Genomic DNA, 25,552 nt, shown 5'->3' on the forward strand with positions numbered 1-25,552 from the left:
GTCAGACAGAACCCCCGGGGCCGAGCCCCGGGGGTTCTGCCTTGCGCCTGCTCACCTGCCGTAGACGCCGACGAGGGTGCCGGCCGCGATCACCTTGTCCTCGAGCGCCTCGTCCAGATCACCGGCCGAGAACCCCTCCGGCAGGCCGGACGGCTCGGCCAGGGCTCGCAGCCCGAAGAAGTACCGGTGCGGCGGGTCACCGGGAGGCGGATGCGGACCGCCGTACCCGAGGCGTCCGTAGTCGTTGCGTCCCCGGATCGCCTCGGGCGGCACGTCGCCCGCCTCCAGTCCCTCGGTCTCCGGCGGGATGGCCGCGAGCAGCCAGTGGACGAACGTGCCGACCGGGGCATCGGGGTCCTCGCAGGTGAGGACGAGTTCGACGGCCTCCTCGGGCACCTCCGACCACCGGAGCGGCGGAGACACGTCCCCGGCCTCGTGAGAGTGCTCCTTCGGGACCTTCGCGTGGTCGTCGAACGCGGGGCTTCGTAGCGTGATCTCATCCATGGGGGCGTCCTGCCCGCTCCAAGCCGTGACCCACCGCGTACGAGCGGCCGATTCTCCCGGGAACTCCCGGGCTTCGAGCGTCGGGCGACGGGGAATCGCTACAGACGGAATCGCGGAAGATGCGACGTCATGACGAGAATCGGGGGATCTCTAATGGCTCACTGTGATGTCTGCGGCAATGAGTACGACAAGGCGTTCACCGTCATCACGGCGGACGGGGTCTCACGGATGTTCGACAGCATCGAGTGCGCCGCCCACGCGATCGCTCCGGTCTGCGCCCACTGCGGATGCCGGGTTCTCGGGCACGGCGCCGAGGCGGACGACCGGATCTTCTGTGGCGCGGCGTGTGCCCGTGCGGTCGGCGTCGAGCACGCCCGGGCCTGAAGCCTTCAGTGCCTTTCACTCGAAGAACCGAACCTCAAAGGTGCCGCCCGCTCGAAGCGCAGACCACGTCCAGGCCCGAGCCGGCCTCCGTCAGGCCGCCTCGGGCAGGCGGCGCCCGGAGATGAGTTCCGGCCTGATGGCGATGTAGTAGTCGTGCTCGTTCGGCGTCCAGGTGCGGAGCGGAAGGTCGCGCAGGTGCGAGATCTCGCCGTTCTCCGACACGACGCGCGCGTGCCCGACGATCACCACCGACCAGCCGGTGTGGATGGCAGGGTCGAATTCGTCGACCTCGAACGCCACTACGGCGTTGCGGGCCGCCGCGGCCAGTTTGGACCCGGACGACGTCCGGATGACCACCTCGCCGCGGGCGACGACGAAGTTGACCGGCTGGATCGCCGGCAGCGCACGGTCCGTGAACACGATCCGGCCGAGAGGCGCCGCGGAGATCAATCGGCGGCACTCCTCTTCTGACAGGATCTCCAGGCCTCCGGAGTCGTACACGGCCGCCGTCCTAACAGGATCCAGGGTCCAGGGGTGCTAGGTGCCTTCACCTACGACGCTAACGACAACGGACGCGGGCGCGGCGGGGGCGAAGATCCTCGGATCCTGGGACCAAGGTCCCTGCGATCACGGACCACCGGCCCGCTGCGGCACGTCAGCCGGCGTTGACGACGGGGATCTTCGTGTTACAAGCTCTGCGAACCATTCCGAGTCGGATGGCACGCGGGAGGGGCGGCGGTCCCGGGGCGAACCGCTCGCGCACCGCCCGACGCTCCGGAGGAGGCCCCTGTGTTCGTCGGGATCGATGTGGGCACGTCCGTCGTCAAGGCTTCCGCGTTCGACGAGGACGGCACCGTGACCTCGGTGGTGTCCGAACCGACGCGTCTGGACGTCCGCGACGGGCGCGTCGAACAGGACGTCGACGAGGTGTACGACGCGGTCGGCACGGTCCTGGGCGCGCTGACCGCCGACGCCGTGCCTGCGTTCGTCGGCCTCACCGGCCAGGGGGACGGGGTCTGGCTCGTCGACGAGCACGCCCGCCCCGTACGCCGGGCCCTGTCCTGGATGGACGGGCGGGCCGTCGACGTCGTCGCGGAGTGGACGGCCGACGGGATCGCCGAGAAGGTCTTCCGGCGCACCGGGAACACGATGTTCCCCGGCTGCCCCGCGCCCGCCCTGGCCTGGCTCGACCGCCACGAGCCGGAGGCGCTGGACGCCGCCGCCACCGCCGGCTACTGCAAGGACGTCGTCTTCCAGCGCTTCACGGGCGTACGGGCGACGGACGTCTCCGACGCCTCTGTGCCGTTCCTCGACCCGCGGACCCGGACGTACGACGAGGGCGCGATCGCCGCGTGCGGGCTCGGCCACCGGCGGGACCTGCTCGCGCCGATCGGCGATCCGCTGCCGGTGGGGGAGAGCGCCGCCTTCGGCCTGCGCCCGGGCACCCCGGTCGCCGGCGGCCCGTTCGACCTGCCGGCCTGCGCGATCGGCGCCGGCGTCACCGAACACGGCGACGGCCTGCTCATCATCGGGACGACGCTCGCCTGCCAGGTCGTGGTCGACTCACTGGACCTGTCCGGGGATCCGACCGGGTTCCACCTGGCGATGCCCGCGCCCGGCCGGTGGCTGCGCGCCATGCCCGCGATGGTGGGCACCGCCGCGCTGGACTGGGTCCTGGCGACGACCGGGGTCCGCCACGATGAGGTGTCCGACCTGCTCGGGCAGTCCCCGCCCGGCGCGCACGGCGTCGGCGTGCTGCCGTACTTCGCGCCGTCGGGGGAGCGCGCGCCGTTCGTCGAGCCGCGGGCGCGGGCCGAACTGTCCGGAATCAGCCTGGAGACCACCCGCGCGGACCTCGTCCGGGCGACCTGTGAGGGCATCGCGTACGCCGCGCGGCACTGCCTGGAGGCCGCGGGGCTCACCGGCGACCTCGCGGTGTGCGGCGGCGGCACGAAGAGCGACGCGTGGCTGCGGCTGTTCGCCGACGTCCTCGGCCGCCCGCTGCGCATCGCCGGAGGCGAGGTCGGGGCGCGCGGCGCCGTGCTGGCCGCCGCCGACCGCTTCGGCGTCGGGCTGGACGTCGCCGCCTGGACCCGGCCCACGGGCGTCCGTGAACCCGACCCCGGCCGTTCCGCGTTCTACGCCGAGGGCTACGCGGCCTACCTGGAGCGGGTGTCGGAGGCCCGCGAGCGCTGGGCGGGCCGAGGAGACAGGCCTACGACCCGCCGCAGGTCCGCTTGAGCTCGGTGGTGGCGCTGATCAGCTCGGAGGAGTCGACGCCGGAGCCGGTGCCGTCGGCCGCCGCTCGTACCTGCCCACCGAGCCGGTCGAGGGCGCCGGCCGCTTTGTCCGCGGACTTCTTCAGCTTGCCGTCGGTGCTCGCGGCCTGGTGGCGGAGGGTCGCGGCGCCGGAGGTGTACGCCTGCGCGACGCGGGCCGGATTATCGACCTGGCCCATCGCCTGCTGCCTGATGTCGGCGAGCGTCCTCTCCAGCCGGCCGCACGCCTTCTTGTCCACGCCGCCGCAACCGGCGGTGGTCAGGGCCAGCACTGCGATCAGGCATGCGCCGACGACCCGCGTCTCGAGCATCGGAGCATCATGGCATGACATTTGCCAATCCGTGGCTGATCCCTGGACTCCACGGTGGAGATCCCCGAGCTGAACGCCTCGAAGACGGCCCGTCGTGCTTCCGGCAGAAGCGCCCTTTCGCAATACTTGGGCCCGCATTGCCGCCCCGACTGTCCGCAGACGTGCTCGAACGCCATAGACTTGGCGCGCGAAGGCGCGCGGTGCCCGCATTCGGCGTGCCCGCGTCCGGCTGGAGAGAACGCAGCCGCCCACGACATCCAACGTGAAATCCGTGCCGCGGCCGGATCAAGGAGACCGCCCCAGTGAAGACCGATGTTGAGGAGCTGAGCCCGACCCGGGTCAAGCTCACCGTCGAGGTGCCTTTCGACGAGCTGAAGCCCAACCTCGACAAGGCGTACAAGGAGCTCTCGCAGCAGGTTCGCCTGAAGGGCTTCCGCCCGGGCAAGGTGCCGGCTCGCCTGATCGACCAGTACGTCGGGCGAGGCGCGGTCCTGCAGGAGGCGGTCAACGACGCGCTGCCGGACCTGTACGGCCGCGCGGTCCAGGAGAGCGAGGTCTTCGCCCTCGGCCAGCCCGACGTGGAGATCACCGAGCTGGAGGACAACGCGCAGTTCGCGTTCACCGCCGAGGTCGACATCCGGCCGAAGTTCGAGGTGCCGGAGTACGACGGCCTGGAGATCACCGTCGACTCGGTCGACGTGACCGAAGAGGAGATCGACGAGACGATCTCCAACCTCCGTGAGCGGTTCGCGACGTTGACGAACGCCGACCGTCCCGCGCAGGAGGGTGACTTCGCCTCCATCGACCTCGCCGCGAAGATCGACGGCGAGGACGTCGAGGACGCCCGGACCAGCGGCTACTCGTACGAGGTCGGCAGCAACTCCTCGATCGACGGGCTGGACGAGCAGCTGACCGGCATGAACGCCGAGGAGTCGAAGACCTTCACCTCCACCCTGGTCGGCGGCGAGCGCGCCGGCGAGGAGGCCGAGGTCACGGTCACCGTGCAGAGCGTGAAGATCAAGGAGCTGCCCGAGCTCGACGACGAGTTCGCCCAGCTCGCCAGCGAGTTCGACACGATCGATGAGCTCCGTGCGGACGTCCGCAAGCGCCTGGAGGGCCAGAAGCGCGCCCAGCAGCTCGGCCAGGCGCGCGACAAGGCGCTCGAGGCGCTCATGGACAAGATCGACATCCCGCTCCCGGACAGCGTGATCGAGGCCGAGATCGAGCGCCGCAACGAGCAGCTCGACCAGCAGCTGCAGATGTACGGCCTGGACCGGGAGAAGTACCTCGAGCAGCAGGAGCAGAGCGCCGAGGAGTACGACGAGGAGCTCGCGAAGGACGCCCGTGACGCGGTCAAGGGCGGCTTCATCCTCGACCAGCTCGCCCTCCAGGAGGAGCTGACCGTCGAGAACGAGGAGCTCACCGAGTACGTCGTCTCCAACGCCCTGCAGATGGGCGTGCAGCCCGACGTCCTGGCCCGGCACCTGACCGAGAACAACCAGATCCCGGCCGTCGTGTCCGAGGTCCTGCGCAGCAAGGCCCTCAACCTCGTCGTCGAGCACGTCAAGGCCGCCGACGAGAACGGCAACGAGGTCGACCTGGCGGCGCTGCAGCGCCAGCTCTCCGGCGAGACCGAGGACGACGCCGAGGCCGAGAGCGCGGAGGCCGTCGAGGCCGCCGCCGACGAGGCCGGTGAGAAGGCCGAGTCGGAAAGCGAGAAGACGGACGCCTGATCGGTCCGAATCCCTGGACGGGCCGGTGCCATGGGCACCGGCCCGTCCGTATTCCCGTAACCGGCCTCCACGCCGACAGCGAACAAGCCACCCTCGCGGCTTAAGCCCCCGCTCCAGCGCGTTAATGTCGCAATCAACCGACCACGAACAACGAACCGGAGCAGGTGACGCAGTGACCACGCCTCCGACCTTCGACCGTCCGGCGCGCGTAGATGCGCGTACGGCCGAGGCGCCCCTTCTGCCGTTGGGAGACCAGCTTTATCAGCGGCTGCTGCGCGAGCGCATTGTCTTCCTCGGTCAGCAGGTCGACGACGACATCTCCAACCGCATCTGCTCGGAGCTGCTGCTGCTGGCGGCCGAGGATTCCCGGCGCGACATCTACCTTTACGTCAACTCGCCGGGCGGCTCGGTGACCGCCGGCATGGCGATCTACGACATGATGCAGTACGTCCCGAACGACGTCGCGACGGTCGGCATGGGCCTGGCCGCCTCGATGGGGCAGTTCCTGCTCTGCGCCGGCACGGCGGGCAAGCGCTACGCCCTGCCGCACGCGCGGATCATGATGCACCAGCCGTCGGGCGGCATCGGCGGTACGGCCGCCGACATCAGGATCCAGGCCGAGCAGATGCTGTACGTGAAGACGACGCTCGCCGAGCGCATCGCCTTCCACACCGGTCAGCCGATCGAGCAGATCCAGACCGACTCCGACCGCGACCGCTGGTTCACCGCGGAAGAGGCGAAGGACTACGGCTTCATCGACCACGTCGTGCACAACGCCAACCAGGTCGCCTCGGAAGGCGCGGTGTCATGACTTTCGACCCGAGGGGACTGAACACCGTGAGCCAGGAGATCCGGGCGGGCCTGCAGCCCGCGGAGAGCCGCTACATCATCCCGTCCTTCGTCGAGCGCACCACGTACGGCGTCAAGGAGATGAATCCGTACAACAAGCTCTTCGAGGAGCGGATCATCTTCCTGGGCGTGCAGATCGACGACGCCTCGGCCAACGACGTGATGGCGCAGCTGTTCACGCTCGAGTCGATCGACCCCGAGCGTGACATCAGCATCTACATCAACTCCCCGGGTGGCTCGTATACCGCCATGACGGCGATCTACGACACGATGCAGTTCGTCCGGTGCGACATCCAGACGGTCTGCATCGGCCAGGCCGCGTCGGCGGCGGCGGTGCTGCTGGCGGCCGGGACTCCCGGCAAGCGCGCCGCGCTGCCGCACTCGCGGATCCTGATCCACCAGCCGGCCACCGAGGGCGGCTACGGCCAGGCGAGCGACATCGAGATCCAGGCGAACGAGATCCTCCGGATCCGCGAGGAGATGGAGACCATTCTGGCCAAGCACAGCGGCCAGGACGTGGAGAAGGTTCGCCGCGACATCGAGCGCGACCGCTTCCTGACCGCCGCGGAGGCCAAGGAGTACGGTCTGGTCGATGACATCATCGCCAGCCGCAAGAAGCGCGCTTCCGAGGTAGTGTCGTCATAAGCGGACCTGTGGGTGATCCGACGGTGTCCGCCAGATCGACCATGCCAGAGGGCTCACTCACGGTCCAGGAGACGGTAACGTCGAGACACAACGTCGAGAGCCTCAGCACGCTCCCTCGCCCCGCTCTCAGCGGGTGAGCGGCCCCACGAAAAGGAGACAGGGTGGCACGCATCGGCGACGGTGGTGACCTGCTCAAGTGCTCGTTCTGTGGCAAGAGCCAGAAGCAGGTCAAGAAGCTCATCGCGGGTCCGGGCGTGTACATCTGCGACGAGTGCATCGATCTTTGTAACGAGATCATCGAGGAGGAGCTCTCCGAGTCCTCCGATCTCAAGTGGGACAACCTGCCGAAGCCACGGGAGATCTTCGAGTTCCTGGACTCGTACGTGATCGGGCAGGACAAGGCGAAAAAGGCCCTGTCCGTGGCGGTGTACAACCACTACAAGCGGATCCAGTCGGGCAGCGGCGGCAGGGACGAGGGCGTAGAGCTCGCCAAGTCGAACATCCTGCTGCTGGGCCCGACCGGTTCCGGAAAGACGCTCCTCGCGCAGACGCTCGCCAAACTGCTCAATGTTCCGTTCGCCATCGCCGACGCGACCGCCCTGACAGAGGCCGGTTACGTCGGGGAGGACGTCGAGAACATCCTGCTGAAGCTGATCCAGGCCGCCGACTACGACGTCAAGAAGGCCGAGACCGGCATCATCTACATCGACGAGGTGGACAAGGTCGCTCGCAAGAGCGAGAACCCCTCGATCACGCGGGACGTCTCGGGGGAGGGCGTCCAGCAGGCGTTGCTGAAGATCCTGGAGGGCACGACCGCGAGCGTTCCGCCGCAGGGCGGCCGCAAGCATCCCCACCAGGAGTTCATCCAGATCGACACGACGAACGTGCTGTTCATCTGCGGCGGCGCGTTCGCCGGCCTGGAGAAGATCGTCGAGCAGCGCGTCGGCAAGCAGGGCATCGGGTTCAACGCGGTCCTGCGCACCAAGGACGACGGTGACGACACCGCCGACCTGTTCGCCGACGTCATGCCCGAGGACCTCCTCAAGTTCGGCATGATCCCCGAGTTCGTCGGCCGGCTGCCGGTGATCACGAGCGTGCACAACCTCGACCGTGAGGCGCTGATCAGCATTCTCACCGAGCCGCGCAACGCCCTGGTCAAGCAGTACCACCGGCTGTTCGAGCTCGACGGGGTCGACCTGGAGTTCACCGACGACGCCCTCGAGGCCATCGCCGACCAGGCGATCCTGCGCGGCACCGGCGCCCGTGGCCTGCGCGCCATCATGGAGGAGGTCCTCCTCTCCGTGATGTACGAGGTGCCGAGCCGCGCCGACGTCGCCCGCGTCGTGATCACCCGCGAGGCGGTCCTCGAGCACGTCAACCCGACGCTGGTCCCGCGCGAGCGTGCCAAGCGCGAGCCGCGCGAGAAGTCGGCCTGATCGGGCTCACCGGCGGCCGGGCACGCCCCGCGCCCTGGTGACTGCAGCAAGGCCCGACCGCCTCTCCGTCTTGCGGAGAGGCGGCCTCGGACCGTACCCGTGCCGCGAGGGGCTGCCGCGCGTCATGCTGAAAGATCCGGATCTGCGGGGTGCGGCCACAGGACCGCCCGAACGTCTCTAGACCTTTTCCTCGTGACTTCGCGTGCTGACCTGCCGACTCAATACACCCCGGCCGACGTCGAGGGGCGACTTTGCGAACGCTGGATCGACGGCGGCCAATTCACCCCGGACGCCGTACCCGGCAAGCCGCATTTCTCGATCGTCATCCCGCCGCCGAACGTCACGGGTTCGCTGCACGTCGGCCACGCGCTGGACCACTCGATCCAGGACGCGCTGATCCGCTGGCAGCGGATGCGGGGCGTCGCGACGTTGTGGCTGCCCGGCATGGACCATCAACTGGTGCCCGAGCTGCCTAACGGCGCTCTCCGACATCGAGGTCGAGCACTCGGACGACGAGGGCGAGCTCGTCTCCATCCGCTACGGCGAGGGCGACGCGTCGATCGTCGTCGCGACCACGCGCGCCGAGACCATGCTCGGCGACACCGCTGTGGCCGTGCACCCCGACGACGAGCGCTACGCCCACCTGGTCGGCACCGAGATCGAACTCCCGCTGAACGGCCGCCGCATCCCGATCGTCGCCGACGCGCACGTCGACCCGGCGTTCGGCACCGGCGCCGTCAAGGTGACGCCCGCCCACGACCCGAACGACTTCGAGATCGGCCGCCGGCACGACCTGCCCTCCATCACGGTGATGGACGAGCGCGGTGTGATCACCGCGCACGGCCCGTTCCTGGGACTGGACCGGCTCGAGGCGCGCCCGGCGGTCGTCGCCGCGCTCCGCGAGCAGGGCCGGATCGTCGCCGAGAGGCGCCCGTACGTCCACGCGGTCGGCCACCGCTCGCGCTGCAAGACGGTGGTCGAGCCACGGGTGTCGCTGCAGTGGTTCGTCAAGGTCGCGCCGCTGGCCAAGGCCGCCGGCGACGCCGTCCGCGACGGCCGGGTCCGGATCGTGCCGGAGGAGATGGCCCCGCGCTACTTCGAGTGGGTCGACAACATGCACGACTGGTGCATCAGCCGCCAGCTGTGGTGGGGCCACCGCATCCCGGTCTGGTACGGCCCCGACGGCGAGACGATCTGCGTCGGACCCGGCGAGGAGGCGCCGGCGGGCTGGACGCAGGACACCGACGTGCTCGACACGTGGTTCTCTTCGGGGCTGTGGCCGTTCTCCACGCTGGGCTGGCCCGACGACACCCCCGAGCTGCGAGCGTTCTACCCGACGTCCGTGCTGGTCACCGGGTACGACATCCTGTTCTTCTGGGTCGCCCGGATGATGATGTTCGGCCTGTACGCCATGGACGGCGTCGAGCCGTTCAAGGTCATCGCGCTGCACGGCATGGTGCGTGACCAGTACGGCAAGAAGATGTCCAAGTCGTTCGGCAACGTCGTCGACCCGCTCGGCTGGATCGACCGGTACGGCGCGGACGCGACCCGCTTCACGCTCCTGCGCGGCGCCAACCCCGGCAGCGACGTCGCGGTCAGCGAGGAGTGGGCGCAGGGCTCCCGCAACTTCTGCAACAGGCTCTGGAACGCCACCCGGTTCGCCCTCATCAACGGCGCGACCAGCCCGGCCGGCGGCGTCGGCGTGGTCGGCGAGGGACTGCCCGCGGACCTGACGGTCGCCGACCGCTGGATCGTCTCCCGCCTCTCGTCGGTGGTCTCCGACGTGGAGGCGCACTTCGAGCGGTTCGAGTTCGCCAAGGCGTGCGAGACGCTGTACCACTTCGCCTGGGACGAGTTCTGCGACTGGTACGTCGAGCTGTCCAAGGTGCCGGGGATGAGCACCGACGCCTCCGCCGTCCTCGGGCACGTGCTCGACGTCCTGCTGCGCCTCCTGCACTCGCTGACGCCCTTCGTCACCGAGAAGCTGTGGACGGCCCTGACCGGCGGCGAGACGATCGCCGCGGCGTCCTGGCCGCGGCCCGGCACGTTCTCCGACCCCGGTGCCGAGGCGGAGATCGCCGGGTTCCAGCGGCTCGTCACCGAGGTCCGCCGCTTCCGCGCCGACCAGGGCCTCAAGCCGGGCCAGCGGGTCGCGGCCGCGCTGGAGGGCATCGACCCCGCGTACGAGGAGGCGGCCCGGACCCTCCTGCGCCTCACGCCCCCGGAGGACGGCTTCAGCCCGACGGCGTCCCTGCCCGTCGACGGTGTCACCGTCCGCCTGGACACCCCGCGGCGTGATCGACGTCGCGGCGGAGCGCGCACGCCTGGAGAAGGATCTCGCGGCGGCCCGCAAGGAGATCGCCCAGGCCGAGGGGAAGCTCGGCAACGAGCAGTTCATGGCGAAGGCACCGGAGAAGGTCGTCGCCAAGACCCACAGCCGCCTCAAGCAGGCCCGCGCCGACGTGACCCGACTCGAGGCCCAGCTGGCCGCTCTGCCGTCCGCCTGAACGCCCTGCGGGCCCTTCGCGGCCCGCTCACACCGCGCCGAGGCCGGCTCACCCTGACCGCCAGGTCGGGATGAGCCGGCCTCATCCGCGTGTCGCCTCGGGCGACGGCCTGAGCCTGACCACCGGCCGCGGCGAGACCGTGGCGCTGCCGGCACCGAACGGCGCCGGGAAGTCCACCACCATCAACAGACTGCTCGGGTTGCGCCTGGCCGTGGACTGACGTCCCGGGGCGTGGCCTCCGGTGGCGGTCCGGTCTCGGGGTGAGATCTCAGCCGGCGTCGGTCGGTGAAGTACGCGGCGGGGTTCGTCGGTGACCTTGTTGTCCATCCACAGGCTCATGCCATAGCCGAGCGGGTGGTCGGGGTAGAGCGCCGGCAGGTCGCTCTCGGTGGAAACGAAGTCCCGTCGAACGTCCAGCGGCCGCAGTTCCTCGCCCCTGCGCAGCAGCGGCCCCCGCAGGGTCGCGGGAACGGCGGCGTCGAAGGCCTGCCAGTCGATCCGCCCTTCGTCGTCCCCGGGATCGAAGACGTCGGGGACGTCGATGAGGGGACGCAGATCGAGGTGGTGGGTGAGACGACCGCCTTCGATCACCCAGAGATCGCTCGTTGTCGACGTGGTCGATCCGGGTGCTCTCGACGCGATCCGCATCCTCAGCGTCGAAGAAGAACTACGAATGCGGGGCGAACCGTCGGTCTGGCGGAGCTGGAGTGGCGATCTACCCCGCTCGGCGGGTGTTGGAGCCACATGACACCCGGTCACATGACACCCGGCCACATGACACCCGGCCGCGTGACCGGCTGGTCGCCGGGGAGGGGGCAGATGCCACTCGCCGTCGTGCAACGGCCCGTTCTGTACGGGATGGCGGTGCCGATGATGTTTTTCGTGCCGACGGTTTCGTCTGCTGGTTACAGGGGAACAAGAGAGGCAACGAGTCTGACCTGTACTTCCATACGTGCTGGCGGCGGGATTTGACCTTGCTGCCGCAGACACGTAGAGTTCTTCTTGCCCGCAAGGGAGCGGGACGCCGAGAGGCGGCCGGCCCCGCGGAAGACACTCCACGAAGCTTCGTGACAGAGCAATCTGGTGCGAGGTGTCTTGGATGTCCAATCCGGTCGAGTACGTGACGCCATCTGGTGGCGCGGTCGCCGGGACCTTCTCAGTAACAGTTTCAGGAGTTTTCGGACTTCGGGTGCTGTGCATTGGGGAGGGGCCGAGAAGTACCCCCGAGTCGGTCGATTCGACAAAGGGAAACGGATCGGTAAGATTGAGGAAACAAGCCCCAGACGGGAGCTGGAAACAGTCTCCTAGACGGTGTGTGTCCGTTTCTTGAGAACTCAACAGTGTGCTAAAAGCCAGTGCCTTTTGGTCCTCGCTTGGCTGGGCTGATCTTTCGGGGTTGGTCTGGTCGGGTTTGGATTCCTTTGGCAAGTATGATTCTTGCCGGGATTTTCTTCAAGGTTTGGCGACTGCTCATGAGGGTGGTTGTCGTTTGGCCTTAACGGAGAGTTTGATCCTGGCTCAGGACGAACGCTGGCGGCGTGCTTAACACATGCAAGTCGAGCGGAAAGGCCCTTCGGGGTACTCGAGCGGCGAACGGGTGAGTAACACGTGAGTAACCTGCCCCTAGCTCTGGGATAAGCCCGGGAAACTGGGTCTAATACCGGATATCACACACTTTTGCATGATGGTGTGTTGAAAGTTTTTCGGCTGGGGATGGGCTCGCGGCCTATCAGCTTGTTGGTGGGGTGATGGCCTACCAAGGCGACGACGGGTAGCCGGCCTGAGAGGGCGACCGGCCACACTGGGACTGAGACACGGCCCAGACTCCTACGGGAGGCAGCAGTGGGGAATATTGCGCAATGGGCGGAAGCCTGACGCAGCGACGCCGCGTGGGGGATGAAGGCCTTCGGGTTGTAAACCTCTTTCACCACCGACGAAGCTAACGTGACGGTAGGTGGGGAAGAAGCGCCGGCTAACTACGTGCCAGCAGCCGCGGTAATACGTAGGGCGCAAGCGTTGTCCGGAATTATTGGGCGTAAAGAGCTCGTAGGCGGTCTGTCACGTCTGCCGTGAAAACCCGAGGCTTAACCTCGGGCCTGCGGTGGATACGGGCAGACTAGAGGTAGGTAGGGGAGAATGGAATTCCCGGTGTAGCGGTGAAATGCGCAGATATCGGGAGGAACACCGGTGGCGAAGGCGGTTCTCTGGGCCTTACCTGACGCTGAGGAGCGAAAGCGTGGGGAGCGAACAGGATTAGATACCCTGGTAGTCCACGCCGTAAACGTTGGGCGCTAGGTGTGGGGTCTTTCCACGGATTCCGTGCCGTAGCTAACGCATTAAGCGCCCCGCCTGGGGAGTACGGCCGCAAGGCTAAAACTCAAAGGAATTGACGGGGGCCCGCACAAGCGGCGGAGCATGTTGCTTAATTCGACGCAACGCGAAGAACCTTACCAAGGTTTGACATCACCGGAAAACTCGCAGAGATGCGGGGTCCTTTTGGGCCGGTGACAGGTGGTGCATGGCTGTCGTCAGCTCGTGTCGTGAGATGTTGGGTTAAGTCCCGCAACGAGCGCAACCCTCGTTCCATGTTGCCAGCAACACCTTCGGGTGGTTGGGGACTCATGGGAGACTGCCGGGGTCAACTCGGAGGAAGGTGGGGATGACGTCAAGTCATCATGCCCCTTATGTCTTGGGCTGCAAACATGCTACAATGGCCGGTACAGAGGGCTGCGAAACCGTGAGGTGGAGCGAATCCCTAAAAGCCGGTCTCAGTTCGGATTGGGGTCTGCAACTCGACCCCATGAAGTCGGAGTCGCTAGTAATCGCAGATCAGCAACGCTGCGGTGAATACGTTCCCGGGCCTTGTACACACCGCCCGTCACGTCACGAAAGTCGGCAACACCCGAAGCCCGTGGCCCAACCCTTGTGGGGGGAGCGGTCGAAGGTGGGGCCGGCGATTGGGACGAAGTCGTAACAAGGTAGCCGTACCGGAAGGTGCGGCTGGATCACCTCCTTTCTAAGGAGCAGTTACTGGCCGCATCCACCACTGTGGTGGGGGTGTCGGTCCAGGCGGCTTTCACTATCACGGGCGAATGTCTCGTGGGTGGGCCTGCTCACTAGTGGAGCACTGGCTATTCAGACCGGCCGGTCACGGCCGCCTGCTAGTACCGCCCGGGTTTCCTGGGAGTGGGAACGCGAGCTGGTTGGGGTCGTCTGGTTTGGGCACACTGTTGGGTCCTGAGGGAACGGGCGTTCACGCGCTTGGGCTTCTCAGGCGGGGTCCCGGGTTCCGGGGCCCTCGCACACAGGCTGATCTGGTCGCCATACCACACCGTTGTTCCTCGTTGAGGATCTGCTGGTGGTTTGGTGGTGGCTGGGGGTTGGTTCTGTCCGTGTTTTGAGAACTGCATAGTGGACGCGAGCATCTTTGTTCTTGTCGAGTGTGTTCAAGTTTTTTAGGGCACACGGTGGATGCCTTGGTACCAGGAGCCGATGAAGGACGTGGGAGCCTGCGATATGCCCCGGGGAGTTGGCAACCGAGCGTTGATCCGGGGATTTCCGAATGGGGAAACCTAGCACCTGTCATGGGGTGTTGCCTCCGTCTGAATTGATAGGGCGGTTGGTGGTAACGCGGGGAAGTGAAACATCTCAGTACCCGCAGGAAGAGAAAACAATAGTGATTCCCTGAGTAGTGGTGAGCGAAAGGGGATGAGGCTAAACCATGCGCGTGTGATAGCCGGCGGGTGTTGCGTGTGTGGGGTTGTGGGAGTGCCTTTGTTCCGGCCGCCGCTGGGACGTGGAGTCAAAAAACAACAGGATAGTCGAATGATCTGGGATGGTCGACCGTAGTCGGTGAGAGTCCGGTAGGCGAAATCTTGTTGTCTTCATTAGGTGTTTCCCGAGTAGCACGGGGCCCGTGAAATCTCGTGTGAATCTGCCAGGACCACCTGGTAAGCCTGAATACTCCCTGGTGACCGATAGCGGACTAGTACCGTGAGGGAAAGGTGAAAAGTGCCCCGGTGAGGGGTCGTGAAAGAGTACCTGAAACCGTGTGCTTACAAGCCGTCAGAGCTCCCGCATCTCTTTGGGGGTGTGGTGTGATGGCGTGCCTTTTGAAGAATGAGCCTGCGAGTTATGGTGTGTGGCGAGGTTAACCCGTGTGGGGGAGCCGTAGCGAAAGCGAGTCTGAATAGGGCGTTTTTAGTCGCATGCTGTAGACCCGAAGCGGAGTGATCTACCCATGGGCAGGTTGAAGCGCGGGTAAGACCGTGTGGAGGACCGAACCCACCAGGGTTGAAAACCTGGGGGATGACCTGTGGGTAGGGGTGAAAGGCCAATCAAACTCCGTGATAGCTGGTTCTCCCCGAAATGCATTTAGGTGCAGCGTTGCGTGTTTCTTGCCGGAGGTAGAGCTACTGGATGGCCTAGGGGGCCGACAAGCTTACTGAAGTCAGCCAAACTCCGAATGCCGGTAAGTGAAGCGTGGCAGTGAGACTGCGGGCGATAAGGTTCGTAGTCGAGAGGGAAACAGCCCAGATCACCGGCTAAGGCCCCTAAGCGTGTGCTAAGTGGTAAAGGATGTGGAGTTGCCGTGACAACCAGGAGGTTGGCTTAGAAGCAGCCACCCTTGAAAGAGTGCGTAATAGCTCACTGGTCAAGTGATTCCGCGCCGACAATGTAGCGGGGCTCAAGCACACCGCCGAAGCCGTGGCATCCCAGCGATACCCAGGCACCGTAAGGTGTCCAGGGGTTGGGATGGGTAGGGGAGCGTCGTGTGGGCTGTGAAGCGGCAGCGTGAGCTAGTCGTGGAGACCACACGAGTGAGAATGCAGGCATGAGTAGCGAATGAGGGGTGAGAAACCCCTCCGCCGGATGACCAAGGGTTCCTGGGGCAGGCTAATCCGCCCAGGGTAAGTCGGGACCTAAGGCGAGGCCGCGAGGCGTAGTCGATGGACAACGGGTTGATATTCCCGTACCCGCTGACACGCGCCCATGCTGAACCCACTGACACTAACCGTTCCAATCGTTGCTTGGTTCCTTCGGGGACCTTGTGACGGGCGGCCGGGACCTGAGGTGGTAGTAGGCAAGTGATGGGGTGACGCAGGAGGGTAGCTCAGCCCAGGCGATGGTTGTTCCTGGGGTAAACATGTAGGGCGTGTCATAGGTAAATCCGTGGCACATGTGCCTGAGATGTGATGCCGAGCCGATTTAGGCGAAGTGAGTGATCCCATGCTGTCGAGAAAAGCCTCTAGCGAGTGTGTCGGCGGCCCGTACCCTAAACCGACTCAGGTGGTCAGGTAGAGAATACCGAGGCGATCGGGTGAACTGTGGTTAAGGAACTCGGCAAATTGCCCCCGTAACTTTGGGAGAAGGGGGGCCCCTGCTGGTGACCGAACTGGCTTCGTGAGCTGGTGGGGGTCGCAGATACCAGGGGGAAGCGACTGTTTACTAAAAACACAGGTCCGTGCGAAGTCGTAAGACGCTGTATACGGACTGACGCCTGCCCGGTGCCGGAACGTTAAGGGGACCGGTTAGTCCTTCGGGGCGAAGCTGAGAACCTAAGCGCCGGTAAACGGCGGTGGTAACTATAACCATCCTAAGGTAGCGAAATTCCTTGTCGGGTAAGTTCCGACCTGCACGAATGGCGTAACGACTTCCCCACTGTCTCAACCACAGGCCCGGTGAAATTGCACTACGAGTAAAGATGCTCGTTACGCGCAGCAGGACGGAAAGACCCCGGGACCTTCACTATAGCTTGGCATTGGCGTTTGGAGCGTCTTGTGTAGGATAGGTGGGAGACTGTGAAGCCATCACGCCAGTGGTGGTGGAGTCGTTGGTGAAATACCACTCTGGTCGTTTCGAGCGTCTAACCCGCGCCCGTGTATCCGGGTGGGGGACAGTGCCTGGTGGGTAGTTTAACTGGGGCGGTTGCCTCCCAAAGAGTAACGGAGGCGCCCAAAGGTTCCCTCAGCCTGGTTGGCAATCAGGTGTCGAGTGCAAGGGCACAAGGGAGCTTGACTGTGAGACAGACATGTCGAGCAGGTGCGAAAGCAGGGCCTAGTGATCCGGCACCACCGTGTGGATGGGGTGTCGCTCAACGGCTAAAAGGTACCCCGGGGATAACAGGCTGATCTTGCCCAAGAGTCCATATCGACGGCAAGGTTTGGCACCTCGATGTCGGCTCGTCGCATCCTGGGGCTGGAGTAGGTCCCAAGGGTTGGGCTGTTCGCCCATTAAAGCGGCACGCGAGCTGGGTTTAGAACGTCGCGAGACAGTTCGGTCCCTATCCGCTGTGCGCGCAGGAGACTTGCGAGGGTCTGTCCCTAGTACGAGAGGACCGGGACGGACGAACCTCTGGTGTGCCAGTTGTACCGCCAGGTGCATGGCTGGTTGGCTACGTTCGGTCGGGATAACCGCTGAAAGCATCTAAGCGGGAAGCCTTCCTCTAGATGAGGTCTCCCAACCCTTTGTGGTTGTAAGGCCCCCAGCTAGACGACTGGGTTGATAGGCCGGAGATGGAAGCACCGCAAGGTGTGGAGTTGACCGGTACTAATAGGCCGAGTGGCTTGACACACACTTTCGTTCAAGAGCTGCGTTAAGCAAGAGATGTTCGCGTTCACTATGCGGTTCCCGGGACACGGCCGGGAACATCCCCCGGAATCCCGTAAGGCGTTTCGGTGGTTTTGGCGAAGGGGAAACACCCGGTCCCATTCCGAACCCGGAAGTTAAGCCCTTCAGCGCCGATGGTACTGCACTGGAGACGGTGTGGGAGAGTAGGACACCGCCGGACATTCACATATATCAGGAAAGCCCGCCAGGCCACACGCCGGCGGGCTTTCCTGCGTTTCCGGACCTTTTCCGCGGCAACGGATAGGGGAACTGGTGACCGAGGAGTCCTCGGCCGGTGATGTCACCGGTTGGTTGGCCCGGAATGCCGTGCCGCTACGCGGCCTTGTCGCCGGCGCCCCCACGACGGACCTTCAGCCCCTGACAGACGTCCTTCAGGACGTGCGCGTGGTCGGACTCGGCGAGGCCACCCACGGGACCCGGGAGTTCTTTCAGCTCAAGCACCGCCTGCTGGAGTTCCTGGTCACCGAGCTGGGGTTCTCGGTGTTCGCCATGGAGGCGAGCGCGTCCGCCGGGCCGGCCGTCGACGCCTACGTCCGTCACGGCGTAGGGAACGCCGCGGAGGTGCTCACGGGGCTCGGCTTCTGGACGTGGCGCACCGAGGAGGTGCTCGCCATGATCGAGTGGATGCGCGCCTACAACCAGGGTCGGCCGGAGAACGACAAGGTCGGCTTCGTGGGGATCGACCCACAGCAGTGCGGTGCCTCCATCAAGGTCCTCGGGGCGTTCCTGCGCGACACGGCCCCGGAGCGTGCCGCCGCCCTGCGCGCCGCGCTCGGCGTCCTCGGCAGGGCCTATCCCGGATCGCACCCCGATCCGGAACGACGCCTCGTACGCGAGGCCGAGGACCTCCTTGAGTTCGTCCGCACGCAGGACCCCGGCGCCACCGAGGCGATGCGGCACGCCGCCATCCTCGTGAGGGCCGCCGACCTGGTGACCCGCGTACGGCGGCATGCGGATCCGGAACAGACGGTCTTCGCCGCGCGTGACCGGTACATGGCCGACGCGGTGGGGGCCCTGCTGGACGACCCGTCCGTACGGGTCGCGCTGTGGGCGCACAACGGACACGTCGCGAAGCGCCGCTTCGCCGGCGGGGTGCCGACGATGGGGAGTCACCTGCGCGCGCGGTACGGCGACGCGTACTACGCGCTGGGCCTGCTCTTCGGCCGTGGTGACTTCCGGGCCCGCCGGGGATGGCCCGGTCCATGGCAGAGCAGAAGGGGCCGCGAGCCCGTGCCCAACACCGTCGACTCCGCTCCCTCAGCGACCCTCGAGGCACAACTCGCGGCCGCGCAGCCAGGTGATCACCTCGTCGACCTGCGTGCGACCGCCGACGCACCGGAGGCGGTCCGTACGTGGGCGCGAGACCGCTACCCGTCCCGGACGTTCGGTGCCCTCGTGCCCCGCTGGAGCTACCGGTTCGCCTTCGGCCAGGTCGAACCGGCCGAGGACTACGACGGACTGGCCTACGTGGCGGTCTCGAGCTCCTCCCGGCCGGTCCCACCCGCCTGAACCACGCCGGACCGCGTAGCACCGTGCGCGCCCCGACGGCCGCGTGACACCTCGCCTGCCGAGCGGCGCGGTGCCACGGGCCTCGACGGTCAGGAGGCCTTGGGCCGGAGGGTGTCGACCGCGGTCCGTAGCTCCTCGACGCGCTGTTCGAGCGTTGCCACCACCTTGGCGGCCTCCTCGTCCTGGGCTGCGAACGGGGCGAGTGTGCCGAGCTGCTCCTCCACCGCCGCGACGCGCCGCTGGAGCTCTGCGGCGAGCTCCTCGGACGGCGCCGCCGCGAACTGCGTGCGCAACAGCTCCGACTGCTCGCGCAGCTGCTGGTTCTTCCGGTAGAGCTCCACGAAGACCGAGACCTTCGTCCGCAGCACCCACGGGTCGAACGGCTTGGAGATGTAGTCGACCGCCCCCGCGGCGTACCCCCGGAACGCGTAGTCCGGATCCGCGTCCGCGGCGGTCAGGAAGATGATCGGGACCTCGCGCGTCTTCCGGCGCCGTTTGATCGCGCGGGCGATCTCGAAGCCGTCCATTCCGGGCATGACGATATCGAGAAGGATCACCGCGAACTCGTTCGTCAGCAAGGCTCGTAGAGCCTCTTCCCCCGAACGCGCACGCATCATGTTCTGATCAAGTGAAGAGAGGATCGCTTCAAGCGCGACGAGGTTCTCCTCTCGGTCGTCGACCAGAAGAATGTTCGCCTTCTCGGCCACGGGTGTCAGCCCTCCATCAGTTGCGTGGCCGACTCAGCCACGCTCTCATGATGTCAAGAAGGTGGTCGGCGTCGACAGGCTTGGGTACATAGTCCGATGCGCCCGACTCGATGCTCTTCTCTCGATCGCCCTTCATGGCCTTGGCCGTGAGGGCGATGATCGGCAGGTCGGCGAACTGCGGCATCCGCCGGATGGCCTCGGTCGTGGCGTAGCCGTCGAGCTCGGGCATCATCACGTCCATGAGGACCAGGTCGACGTCCTCGTTGCGGTCGAGTGTGTCGATGCCCTCACGGCCGTTCTCGGCGTACAGCACCTCGATACCGTACTGCTCGAGCACACAGGTCAGCGCGAAGATGTTGCGCACGTCGTCGTCGACGATGAGGATCTTGCGGCCGGACAGCACCTCGTCGTCGATCGGCGTCGCCTCGAACGCGTCGTCCGCTGCGGGAGGCTCGAACGACGCCTCGAACGTCGCCTCGACGGCCGTGGCCGGCCGCGGCAGGCCAGGCTGCGGCCGGCGCCTCTCCTTCTCCCGTACGGGCGTGGAGGAGCCCTCGCGGCCCTCGAGGTAGCGGGCCGGCATGAAGAACGTGAACGTGCTGCCCTCGCCGGGGCGGCTGGCCACGTGGATCTCTCCGCCGAGCAGTTGGGCGATGTCGCGGCTGATGGACAGCCCGAGGCCGGTGCCGCCGTACCGCCGGCTAGTCGTGCCGTCGGCCTGCTGGAAGGCCTCGAAGATCGCCCGCAGGTTGTGGTCGTCGATGCCGATGCCGGTGTCAGTGACCGCGAACCCGAGGACGTCGGGCGTACGGGCCAGGACCGGGTCGGTGAACTCCACTCCCTCCGCCCGCCGGATGGTCAGCCGCACCTCGCCGGAGGAGGTGAACTTCACCGCGTTCGACAGGAGGTTGCGCAGCACCTGCTGGAGCCGCTGCTCGTCGGTGAAGAGGTGCTCGGGCAGGCCGGGCTCGGCGTACACGTCGAAGCTCAGGCCCTTGTCGACGGCCAGCGGCCGGAAGTTCGCGTCGACGAAGTCGACGACGTCGGCGAGGGCCACCTGCTGTGGGACGAGGTCCATCTTTCCCGCCTCGACCTTGGACAGGTCGAGGATGTCGTTGATCAGCCGGAGCAGGTCGCTGCCCGATTCGTAGATCGTCTTGATCAGCTCGACCTGCTTGGGCGTGAGGTTCTTGTCCGGGTTTCCGGCCAGGAGCTTGGCCAGCACCAGCAGGCTGTTGAGCGGCGTTCGCAGCTCGTGCGACATGTTGGTGAGGAACTCGGACTTGTAGCGGGAGGACTGGGCGAGCTGTTCGGCGCGCTCCTCCAGGGTGCGGCGGGCCTGCTCGATCTGGAAGTTCTGCATCTCGATCGCGCGGTTCTGCTTGGCCAGCAGCGCCGCCTTCTCTTCCAGCTCGGCGTTGGACCGGCGCAGCTCCTCCTGCTGGCGCTGCAGCTCACTGGAACGGTCCTGTAGCTCCCCGGTGAGCCGCTGGGACTCGCCCAGCAGGGCCTCGGTACGGGAGTTGGCGGTGATCGTGTTGATCGTCACACCGATCGTCTCGACGAACTGGTCGAAGAACGCCAGGTGGACCTCGCTGAACGGGCTGAACGAGGCCAGCTCGATAGCGCCGAGCACGCGGTTCTCGAACAGGATCGGCAGCACGATCAGGTTGACCGGCGACGCCTGGCCCAGGCCCGTACCGATCTTGATGTAGCCGGGTGGCAGGTCGTGGATCAGGATCGGCCTGTGCTGCAGGGCGGCCTGCCCCACGAGGCTGTCGCCGAAGTGGAACCGCACACTGTCGATCTTGTCCTGGCTGAGGCCGTACCCGGTCTTGAGCACGAGCTCGGGCTCGCCGTCCTCGGGCTCCTCCACCAGGTAGAACGCGCCGTACTGGGCGGAGGACAGCGGCGTGACCTCGCTCATGATCAGTCGGGCGACCTCCATGAGGTCACGGTGGCCCTGCATCAGCCCGGCGATGCGGGCGAGGTTGGTCTTCAGCCAGTCCTGCTGCTGGTTGGCGCGGGTGGTCTCGCGGAGGTTCGCCACCATCAGGTTGACGTTGTCCTTGAGCTCGGCGACCTCGCCGCGGGCCTCGACCGAGACCGATCCGGTGAGGTCGCCGCGCGCGACCGCGCTCGCCACCGACGCGATCGCGCGGACCTGCGTGGTCAGGTTGCTGGCGAGCTCGTTGACGCTTTCGGTGAGGCGCTTCCACGTGCCGGACACGCCCTCGACCTCGGCCTGGCCGCCGAGGCGGCCCTCGCTGCCCACCTCACGCGCGACACGCGTGACCTCACCGGCGAACGCCGACAGCTGATCCACCATCGTGTTGATCGTCGTCTTCAGCTCGAGGATCTCGCCCTGGGCGTCGACGTCGATCTTCTTGGTGAGGTCGCCGTTGGCGACGGACGTGGTGACCTGGGCGATGTTGCGGACCTGGCTGGTCAGGTTGTCCGCCATGGAGTTGACGTTGTCGGTGAGGTCCTTCCAGACCCCGCTGACCCCGCCGACCTTGGCGCGCCCACCCAGGCGGCCCTCCGTACCGACCTCACGGGCGACCCGCGTCACCTCGTCGGCGAACGAGGACAGCCGGTCGACCATGGTGTTGAGAGTGTCCTTGAGCTGGAGGATCTCGCCCTGGGCGTCGACGGTGATCTTCTTGGACAGGTCGCCGCCCGCGACGGACGTGGCGACCTGCGCGATGTTGCGGACCTGGCCGGTGAGGTTGCCGGCCATGGAGTTGACGTTGTCGGTGAGGTCCTTCCAGACCCCGCTGACGCCGCTGACGCGGGCCTGACCTCCGAGGCGGCCCTCCGTGCCCACCTCGCGGGCCACCCGGGTGACCTCGTTCGCGAAGGCCGACAGCTGGTCGACCATCGTGTTGAGGGTGTCCTTGAGCTGGAGGATCTCGCCCTGGGCGTCAACGGTGATCTTCTTGGACAGGTCGCCGTTGGCCACTGACGTGGCGACCTGCGCGATGTTCCGAACCTGGCCGGTGAGGTTCCCCGCCATGGAGTTGACGTTGTCGGTGAGGTCCTTCCAGACCCCGCTGACGCCGCTGACGCGGGCCTGGCCGCCCAGGCGGCCCTCCGTGCCCACCTCGCGGGCCACCCGGGTCACCTCGTCCGCGAACGAGGAGAGCTGGTCGACCATCGTGTTGACGGTCTCCTTGAGCTCCAGCAGCTCACCCGTCGCCTCGACCGTCACCTTGCGCGTCAGGTCGCCGCGCGCGACCGCCGTGGTGACGAGGGCGATGTCGCGGACCTGCCCGGTCAGCCGGCTCGCCATCGCGTTGACCGCCCCGGTGACGTCGCGCCATCGGCCGGACATCTCCCGCGGCGTGGCCTGCCCGCCCAGCCGGCCCTCCGCGCCGACCTCCCGGGCCAGCTGCGTCACCTCTGCCGCGAACTCGTCGAGGTGCTCCACCATCCGGTTGACGCCCGAGCCCATGCGCAGCAGCTCGCCGCGCCAGGGGCGGGTGCCGGTATCGAGCTCGATGCGCTGGCTCAGGTCGCCGTCCGCGACCGCGTCGACGACCCGCGCCATCGCGGTCGTCGACTGAACGAGCGTGTCGATCAGCGCGTTGGCGGAGGCGTTGCCCGTCGCCCAGGCGCCCTCGCCGTCCGCTCTCAGCCGCTCGTCGATCCGGCCCTCGTGGCGAACCTCACGCTGGACGCGTACGAGCTCGCCGGTCAGATGCGACGCGCGTTCCTGAACCTCGTTGAAGACACCGGCGATCTCAGCCAGGATGTCGTCACCCGAGGGATCGAGTCGCACGTCGAAGTCGCCGTCGCGCAGAGCGCTGAGCGCGTCGAGCACCGACCGTAGCTCGGTCTCCGCGTATCGGGCGCGGGTCGGCGCATGGGACGTGCCTCGAGGCATTGATTTCCTCCTAGCCTTCCCGCGGGTATGTACAGTCCACCCAGGGGGTCTGCCACGATGGCAGCGTCCTGCATCCCCGAGACGAATCCAAGTGGCCGTGGAGAAGAACGCAAAGACGTACACGACCTTCCCGCCGGAGGTCGCCTCTGTCGCGGCCGCTCGGCGTTTTGTCGGAGGGACACTTCGTGGCTGGGGCGTCGATGACGTGGATGACGCCATGCTACTCACCAGCGAACTGGTTACGAACGCTATCGTCCATGCGGGCACCGAGGTAGAGGTGGTCTGCGAGCTCGTCGGCGGACAGGTCAGGATCGAGGTGCACGACCGGCATCAGGCCCGGCGCGTGCCGGTGCCCGGCGATCAGGTGAGCGGCCGCGGCCTGCTGTTCCCCGAGACGCTCGCGACCTCCTGGGGCGTGACGTACGGCCAGGGCAGTAAGAACGTCTGGTTCACCGTGCCCGGCATCGGCGCCGCGGAGCACCCGCCGCCGCCCCCGTCCCCCGAGGAGATCGTCTCAGCGCCGCAGGCCGCCCGCCCCACCGTCGACCAGCTCGCCCAGCGCACCGCGCAGGCCGCCCAGGACATTCTCGGCGCGGACTGCGTCTACGTCCTGCTCGCCGACGACGACGCCGAGCTCAGCCTCCGGGCCACCGCGGGCGTACGGCCCGAGGGCGCCGCGCTGGAGATCGGCCTCGAGGGCGCCCCGGTCGGCGGCCGGGGGGTCTACGCCGACCTGGGCGGCAGCCCGTACAACCTCCCCGCCCTGCAGGCAGCCGGGATCCGGTCGCTCGTCACCGCGCCGTTCACGGTCGACGGGCGGGCGATCGGACTGCTGATCGCGGCCTCTCGCGACCCGGGGCACTTCATCGAAGAGGACGTCGAGCGCCTCCAGGAGATCGCCGACCGGCAGGCGCCGTCGATGGAGCGCGCCCGCCTCATGGAGCTGGAGCGCGCCCGCCGGGGCTGGCTCGGGTTCCTCGCCGAGGCGAGCAGCATGCTGGCCGGCACCCTCGACCAGCAGATGACCATGGCCCTCGTCGCCCAGCTGATCGTGCCGCGCCTGGCCACCTGGTGCGCGGTGTTCACGGTCCGCGACACCGGCCTGGCGTCCCCGGCGTACGCCTGGCACGCCGACGAGACCATGGTCGCCGATCTGCGCACCCTGCTCGAGCAGCTGCCGCCCGCGGCACCGCCCGCCGAGCCCGGGCCGTGGGAGGGGTTCGTGATCGCGCCGTCCGGCGACCTGCCCGAGACCGCGCACCGCGTCACCGGCGACGTCGCCCACGTCTTCCCGCTGCTCGCGCGGGGCCGCAAGATCGGCATGCTGGTCGTCGGCGGCCCGAAGGGCGCCCGCTTCACCCGCGACGCGCTCGAGCTGACCGAGGACCTCGCGGGCCGGGCCGCCCTCGCCATCGACAACGCCCGGCTGTACGAGGAGCAGGCGGACATGAGCCGCACGCTCCAGCGCAGCCTCCTCCCGCCCGAGATCCCGACGGTCCCCGGCCTGGACGTCGCCGTCGTGTACGAACCGGCGGGCGAGCACAGCGAGGTCGGCGGCGACTTCTACGACGTCTTCGACGTCGGCACCCGCTGGCGTTTCGCCATCGGCGACGTGTGCGGCACCGGCCCGGAGGCCGCGGCCGTCACCGGCCTCGCACGGCAGGCCCTGCGCATCCTCGGCCGCGAGAACCACTCCATCCCCGAGGTCCTCGAACGCCTCAACGCGCTGATCCTGGAAGAGGGCACCCGCGCTCGGTTCCTCACCCTCCTGCACGGCGAGCTGGAGGATCTCGGCGAAGGCCGGTTCCGCGTGACGTACGCCACGGCCGGGCACCCGCCGCCGCTGTTCCTGAGTCCGAGCGGCGTCGTGAAGTCCGAGGAGGAGTCCGACCTGATGCTGGGCGTCTTCCCGGACGCGACGTTCACCGTGCGGACGGAGATCCTCAAGCCGGGGTACCTCCTGATGGGCTTCACCGACGGGGTGACCGAGCGGCGGCGCGGCAAGCAGCTCCTCGGCGACGACGGCGGGCTGGAACGCATCCTCGAGGGCTGCGTCGACCTCAACGCCGGCACCGTGGGGGCCAAGGTCATGCGCGCGGTCCGCGGCTTCTCCGTCGAGCCCTCCCACGACGACATGGCCCTGATCGTCCTGCGCGTCGAGGAGTGAGCCGG

15 protein-coding genes, 3 rRNA genes and 2 pseudogenes are annotated in these 25,552 nt (G+C 67.1%); 14 read left to right on the top strand and 6 right to left on the bottom strand.

Annotation, left to right across the window (positions count from 1 at the left end; genetic code table 11):
* Window positions 1-51: 51 nt before the first annotated feature.
* Window positions 52-504, bottom strand: coding sequence for a YbhB/YbcL family Raf kinase inhibitor-like protein (locus tag ACYVF7_RS14610; protein ID WP_460339798.1), 453 nt, complete (start codon window positions 502-504; stop codon window positions 52-54).
* A gap of 153 nt (window positions 505-657) precedes the next feature.
* Between ACYVF7_RS14610 and ACYVF7_RS14615 the strand changes: the two genes are divergently transcribed.
* The gene (locus tag ACYVF7_RS14615) at window positions 658-888 is read left to right on the top strand and encodes a hypothetical protein (protein ID WP_460339800.1); all 231 of its coding nucleotides are present in this window, start codon (window positions 658-660) and stop codon (window positions 886-888) included.
* 90 nt (window positions 889-978) lie between these two features.
* Here ACYVF7_RS14615 and ACYVF7_RS14620 read toward each other — a convergent pair whose 3' ends face one another.
* Window positions 979-1,389, bottom strand: coding sequence for a pyridoxamine 5'-phosphate oxidase family protein (locus tag ACYVF7_RS14620; RefSeq protein ID WP_460339802.1), 411 nt, complete (start codon window positions 1,387-1,389; stop codon window positions 979-981).
* Between the two features lie 288 nt (window positions 1,390-1,677).
* Here ACYVF7_RS14620 and ACYVF7_RS14625 point away from each other — a divergent pair, with 288 nt between their 5' ends.
* A complete protein-coding gene (locus ACYVF7_RS14625) occupies window positions 1,678-3,129 on the top strand; it encodes an FGGY family carbohydrate kinase (protein ID WP_460339805.1) in 1,452 nt (483 codons plus the stop codon).
* Here ACYVF7_RS14625 and ACYVF7_RS14630 read toward each other — a convergent pair.
* On the bottom strand, window positions 3,104-3,478 hold the full coding sequence (locus tag ACYVF7_RS14630; RefSeq protein ID WP_460339806.1) for a hypothetical protein: 375 nt from the start codon (window positions 3,476-3,478) through the stop codon (window positions 3,104-3,106). The two genes, ACYVF7_RS14625 and ACYVF7_RS14630, sit on opposite strands and share 26 nt — an antisense overlap.
* A gap of 302 nt (window positions 3,479-3,780) precedes the next feature.
* Here ACYVF7_RS14630 and tig point away from each other — a divergent pair, with 302 nt between their 5' ends.
* From tig to ACYVF7_RS14665, 7 genes and pseudogenes are all read left to right on the top strand, one after another.
* Window positions 3,781-5,211, top strand: coding sequence for a trigger factor (gene tig, locus ACYVF7_RS14635; RefSeq protein ID WP_460339808.1), 1,431 nt, complete (start codon window positions 3,781-3,783; stop codon window positions 5,209-5,211).
* Between the two features lie 172 nt (window positions 5,212-5,383).
* On the top strand, window positions 5,384-6,022 hold the full coding sequence (locus ACYVF7_RS14640; RefSeq protein WP_433174532.1) for an ATP-dependent Clp protease proteolytic subunit: 639 nt from the start codon (window positions 5,384-5,386) through the stop codon (window positions 6,020-6,022).
* The gene (locus tag ACYVF7_RS14645; RefSeq protein WP_460339810.1) at window positions 6,019-6,705 is read left to right on the top strand and encodes an ATP-dependent Clp protease proteolytic subunit; all 687 of its coding nucleotides are present in this window, start codon (window positions 6,019-6,021) and stop codon (window positions 6,703-6,705) included. The genes ACYVF7_RS14640 and ACYVF7_RS14645 overlap by 4 nt, the downstream gene beginning before the upstream one ends.
* A gap of 161 nt (window positions 6,706-6,866) precedes the next feature.
* Window positions 6,867-8,141: an ATP-dependent Clp protease ATP-binding subunit ClpX gene (gene clpX / locus ACYVF7_RS14650; protein WP_460339812.1), complete on the top strand. Its 1,275-nt coding sequence runs from the start codon at window positions 6,867-6,869 to the stop codon at window positions 8,139-8,141.
* 192 nt (window positions 8,142-8,333) lie between these two features.
* Window positions 8,334-8,529 (top strand): annotated as a pseudogene (locus ACYVF7_RS14655) (class I tRNA ligase family protein); the annotation flags it as partial.
* Window positions 8,530-8,631: 102 nt separating this feature from the next.
* Window positions 8,632-10,272, top strand: a pseudogene (locus tag ACYVF7_RS14660) (valine--tRNA ligase); the annotation flags it as partial.
* Between the two features lie 163 nt (window positions 10,273-10,435).
* The gene (locus tag ACYVF7_RS14665; RefSeq protein ID WP_460357919.1) at window positions 10,436-10,648 is read left to right on the top strand and encodes a hypothetical protein; all 213 of its coding nucleotides are present in this window, start codon (window positions 10,436-10,438) and stop codon (window positions 10,646-10,648) included.
* 81 nt (window positions 10,649-10,729) lie between these two features.
* On the opposite strand, the gene ACYVF7_RS14670 is transcribed toward ACYVF7_RS14665, so the two are convergent.
* Window positions 10,730-11,239 carry a hypothetical protein gene (locus tag ACYVF7_RS14670; protein WP_460339814.1) on the bottom strand — a complete coding sequence of 170 codons (510 nt, stop codon included), beginning with the start codon at window positions 11,237-11,239 and terminating at the stop codon, window positions 10,730-10,732.
* Between the two features lie 904 nt (window positions 11,240-12,143).
* On the opposite strand from ACYVF7_RS14670, the gene ACYVF7_RS14675 reads away from it, so the two are divergent.
* The 4 genes from ACYVF7_RS14675 (at window position 12,144) to ACYVF7_RS14690 (ending at window position 18,787) form a co-directional block, all read left to right on the top strand.
* Window positions 12,144-13,664: ribosomal RNA gene (locus tag ACYVF7_RS14675) — 16S ribosomal RNA — on the top strand.
* Window positions 13,665-14,092: 428 nt separating this feature from the next.
* Window positions 14,093-17,222, top strand: a 23S ribosomal RNA gene (locus ACYVF7_RS14680).
* A 99-nt stretch (window positions 17,223-17,321) separates the two neighbouring features.
* Window positions 17,322-17,438, top strand: a 5S ribosomal RNA gene (rrf, locus tag ACYVF7_RS14685).
* Together the 16S, 23S and 5S rRNA genes form the textbook arrangement of a ribosomal RNA operon.
* A 218-nt stretch (window positions 17,439-17,656) precedes the next feature.
* The gene (locus tag ACYVF7_RS14690; RefSeq protein ID WP_460339816.1) at window positions 17,657-18,787 is read left to right on the top strand and encodes an erythromycin esterase family protein; all 1,131 of its coding nucleotides are present in this window, start codon (window positions 17,657-17,659) and stop codon (window positions 18,785-18,787) included.
* Between the two features lie 89 nt (window positions 18,788-18,876).
* On the opposite strand, the gene ACYVF7_RS14695 is transcribed toward ACYVF7_RS14690, so the two are convergent.
* Together ACYVF7_RS14695 and ACYVF7_RS14700 are read right to left on the bottom strand one after the other, a co-directional pair.
* A complete protein-coding gene (locus ACYVF7_RS14695) occupies window positions 18,877-19,494 on the bottom strand; it encodes a response regulator (RefSeq protein ID WP_460339818.1) in 618 nt (205 codons plus the stop codon).
* A 16-nt stretch (window positions 19,495-19,510) separates the two neighbouring features.
* Entirely contained in the window at window positions 19,511-23,380 is a 3,870-nt protein-coding gene (locus ACYVF7_RS14700) for a HAMP domain-containing protein (RefSeq protein WP_460339820.1), read from the bottom strand.
* A gap of 97 nt (window positions 23,381-23,477) precedes the next feature.
* On the opposite strand from ACYVF7_RS14700, the gene ACYVF7_RS14705 reads away from it, so the two are divergent.
* A complete protein-coding gene (locus tag ACYVF7_RS14705; protein WP_460339822.1) occupies window positions 23,478-25,547 on the top strand; it encodes a SpoIIE family protein phosphatase in 2,070 nt (689 codons plus the stop codon).
* Window positions 25,548-25,552 lie beyond the last annotated feature (5 nt).

The sequence above is a fragment of the Actinoallomurus acanthiterrae genome (assembly GCF_054775715.1).

Coding starts and splice junctions, on each gene's coding strand:
- ACYVF7_RS14610 (WP_460339798.1), bottom strand. CDS start 504: ATGGATGAGATCACGCTACGAAGCCCCGCGTTCGACGACCACGCGAAG.
- ACYVF7_RS14615 (WP_460339800.1), top strand. CDS start 658: ATGGCTCACTGTGATGTCTGCGGCAATGAGTACGACAAGGCGTTCACC.
- ACYVF7_RS14630 (WP_460339806.1), bottom strand. CDS start 3,478: ATGCTCGAGACGCGGGTCGTCGGCGCATGCCTGATCGCAGTGCTGGCC.
- ACYVF7_RS14645 (WP_460339810.1), top strand. CDS start 6,019: ATGACTTTCGACCCGAGGGGACTGAACACCGTGAGCCAGGAGATCCGG.
- ACYVF7_RS14700 (WP_460339820.1), bottom strand. CDS start 23,380: ATGCCTCGAGGCACGTCCCATGCGCCGACCCGCGCCCGATACGCGGAG.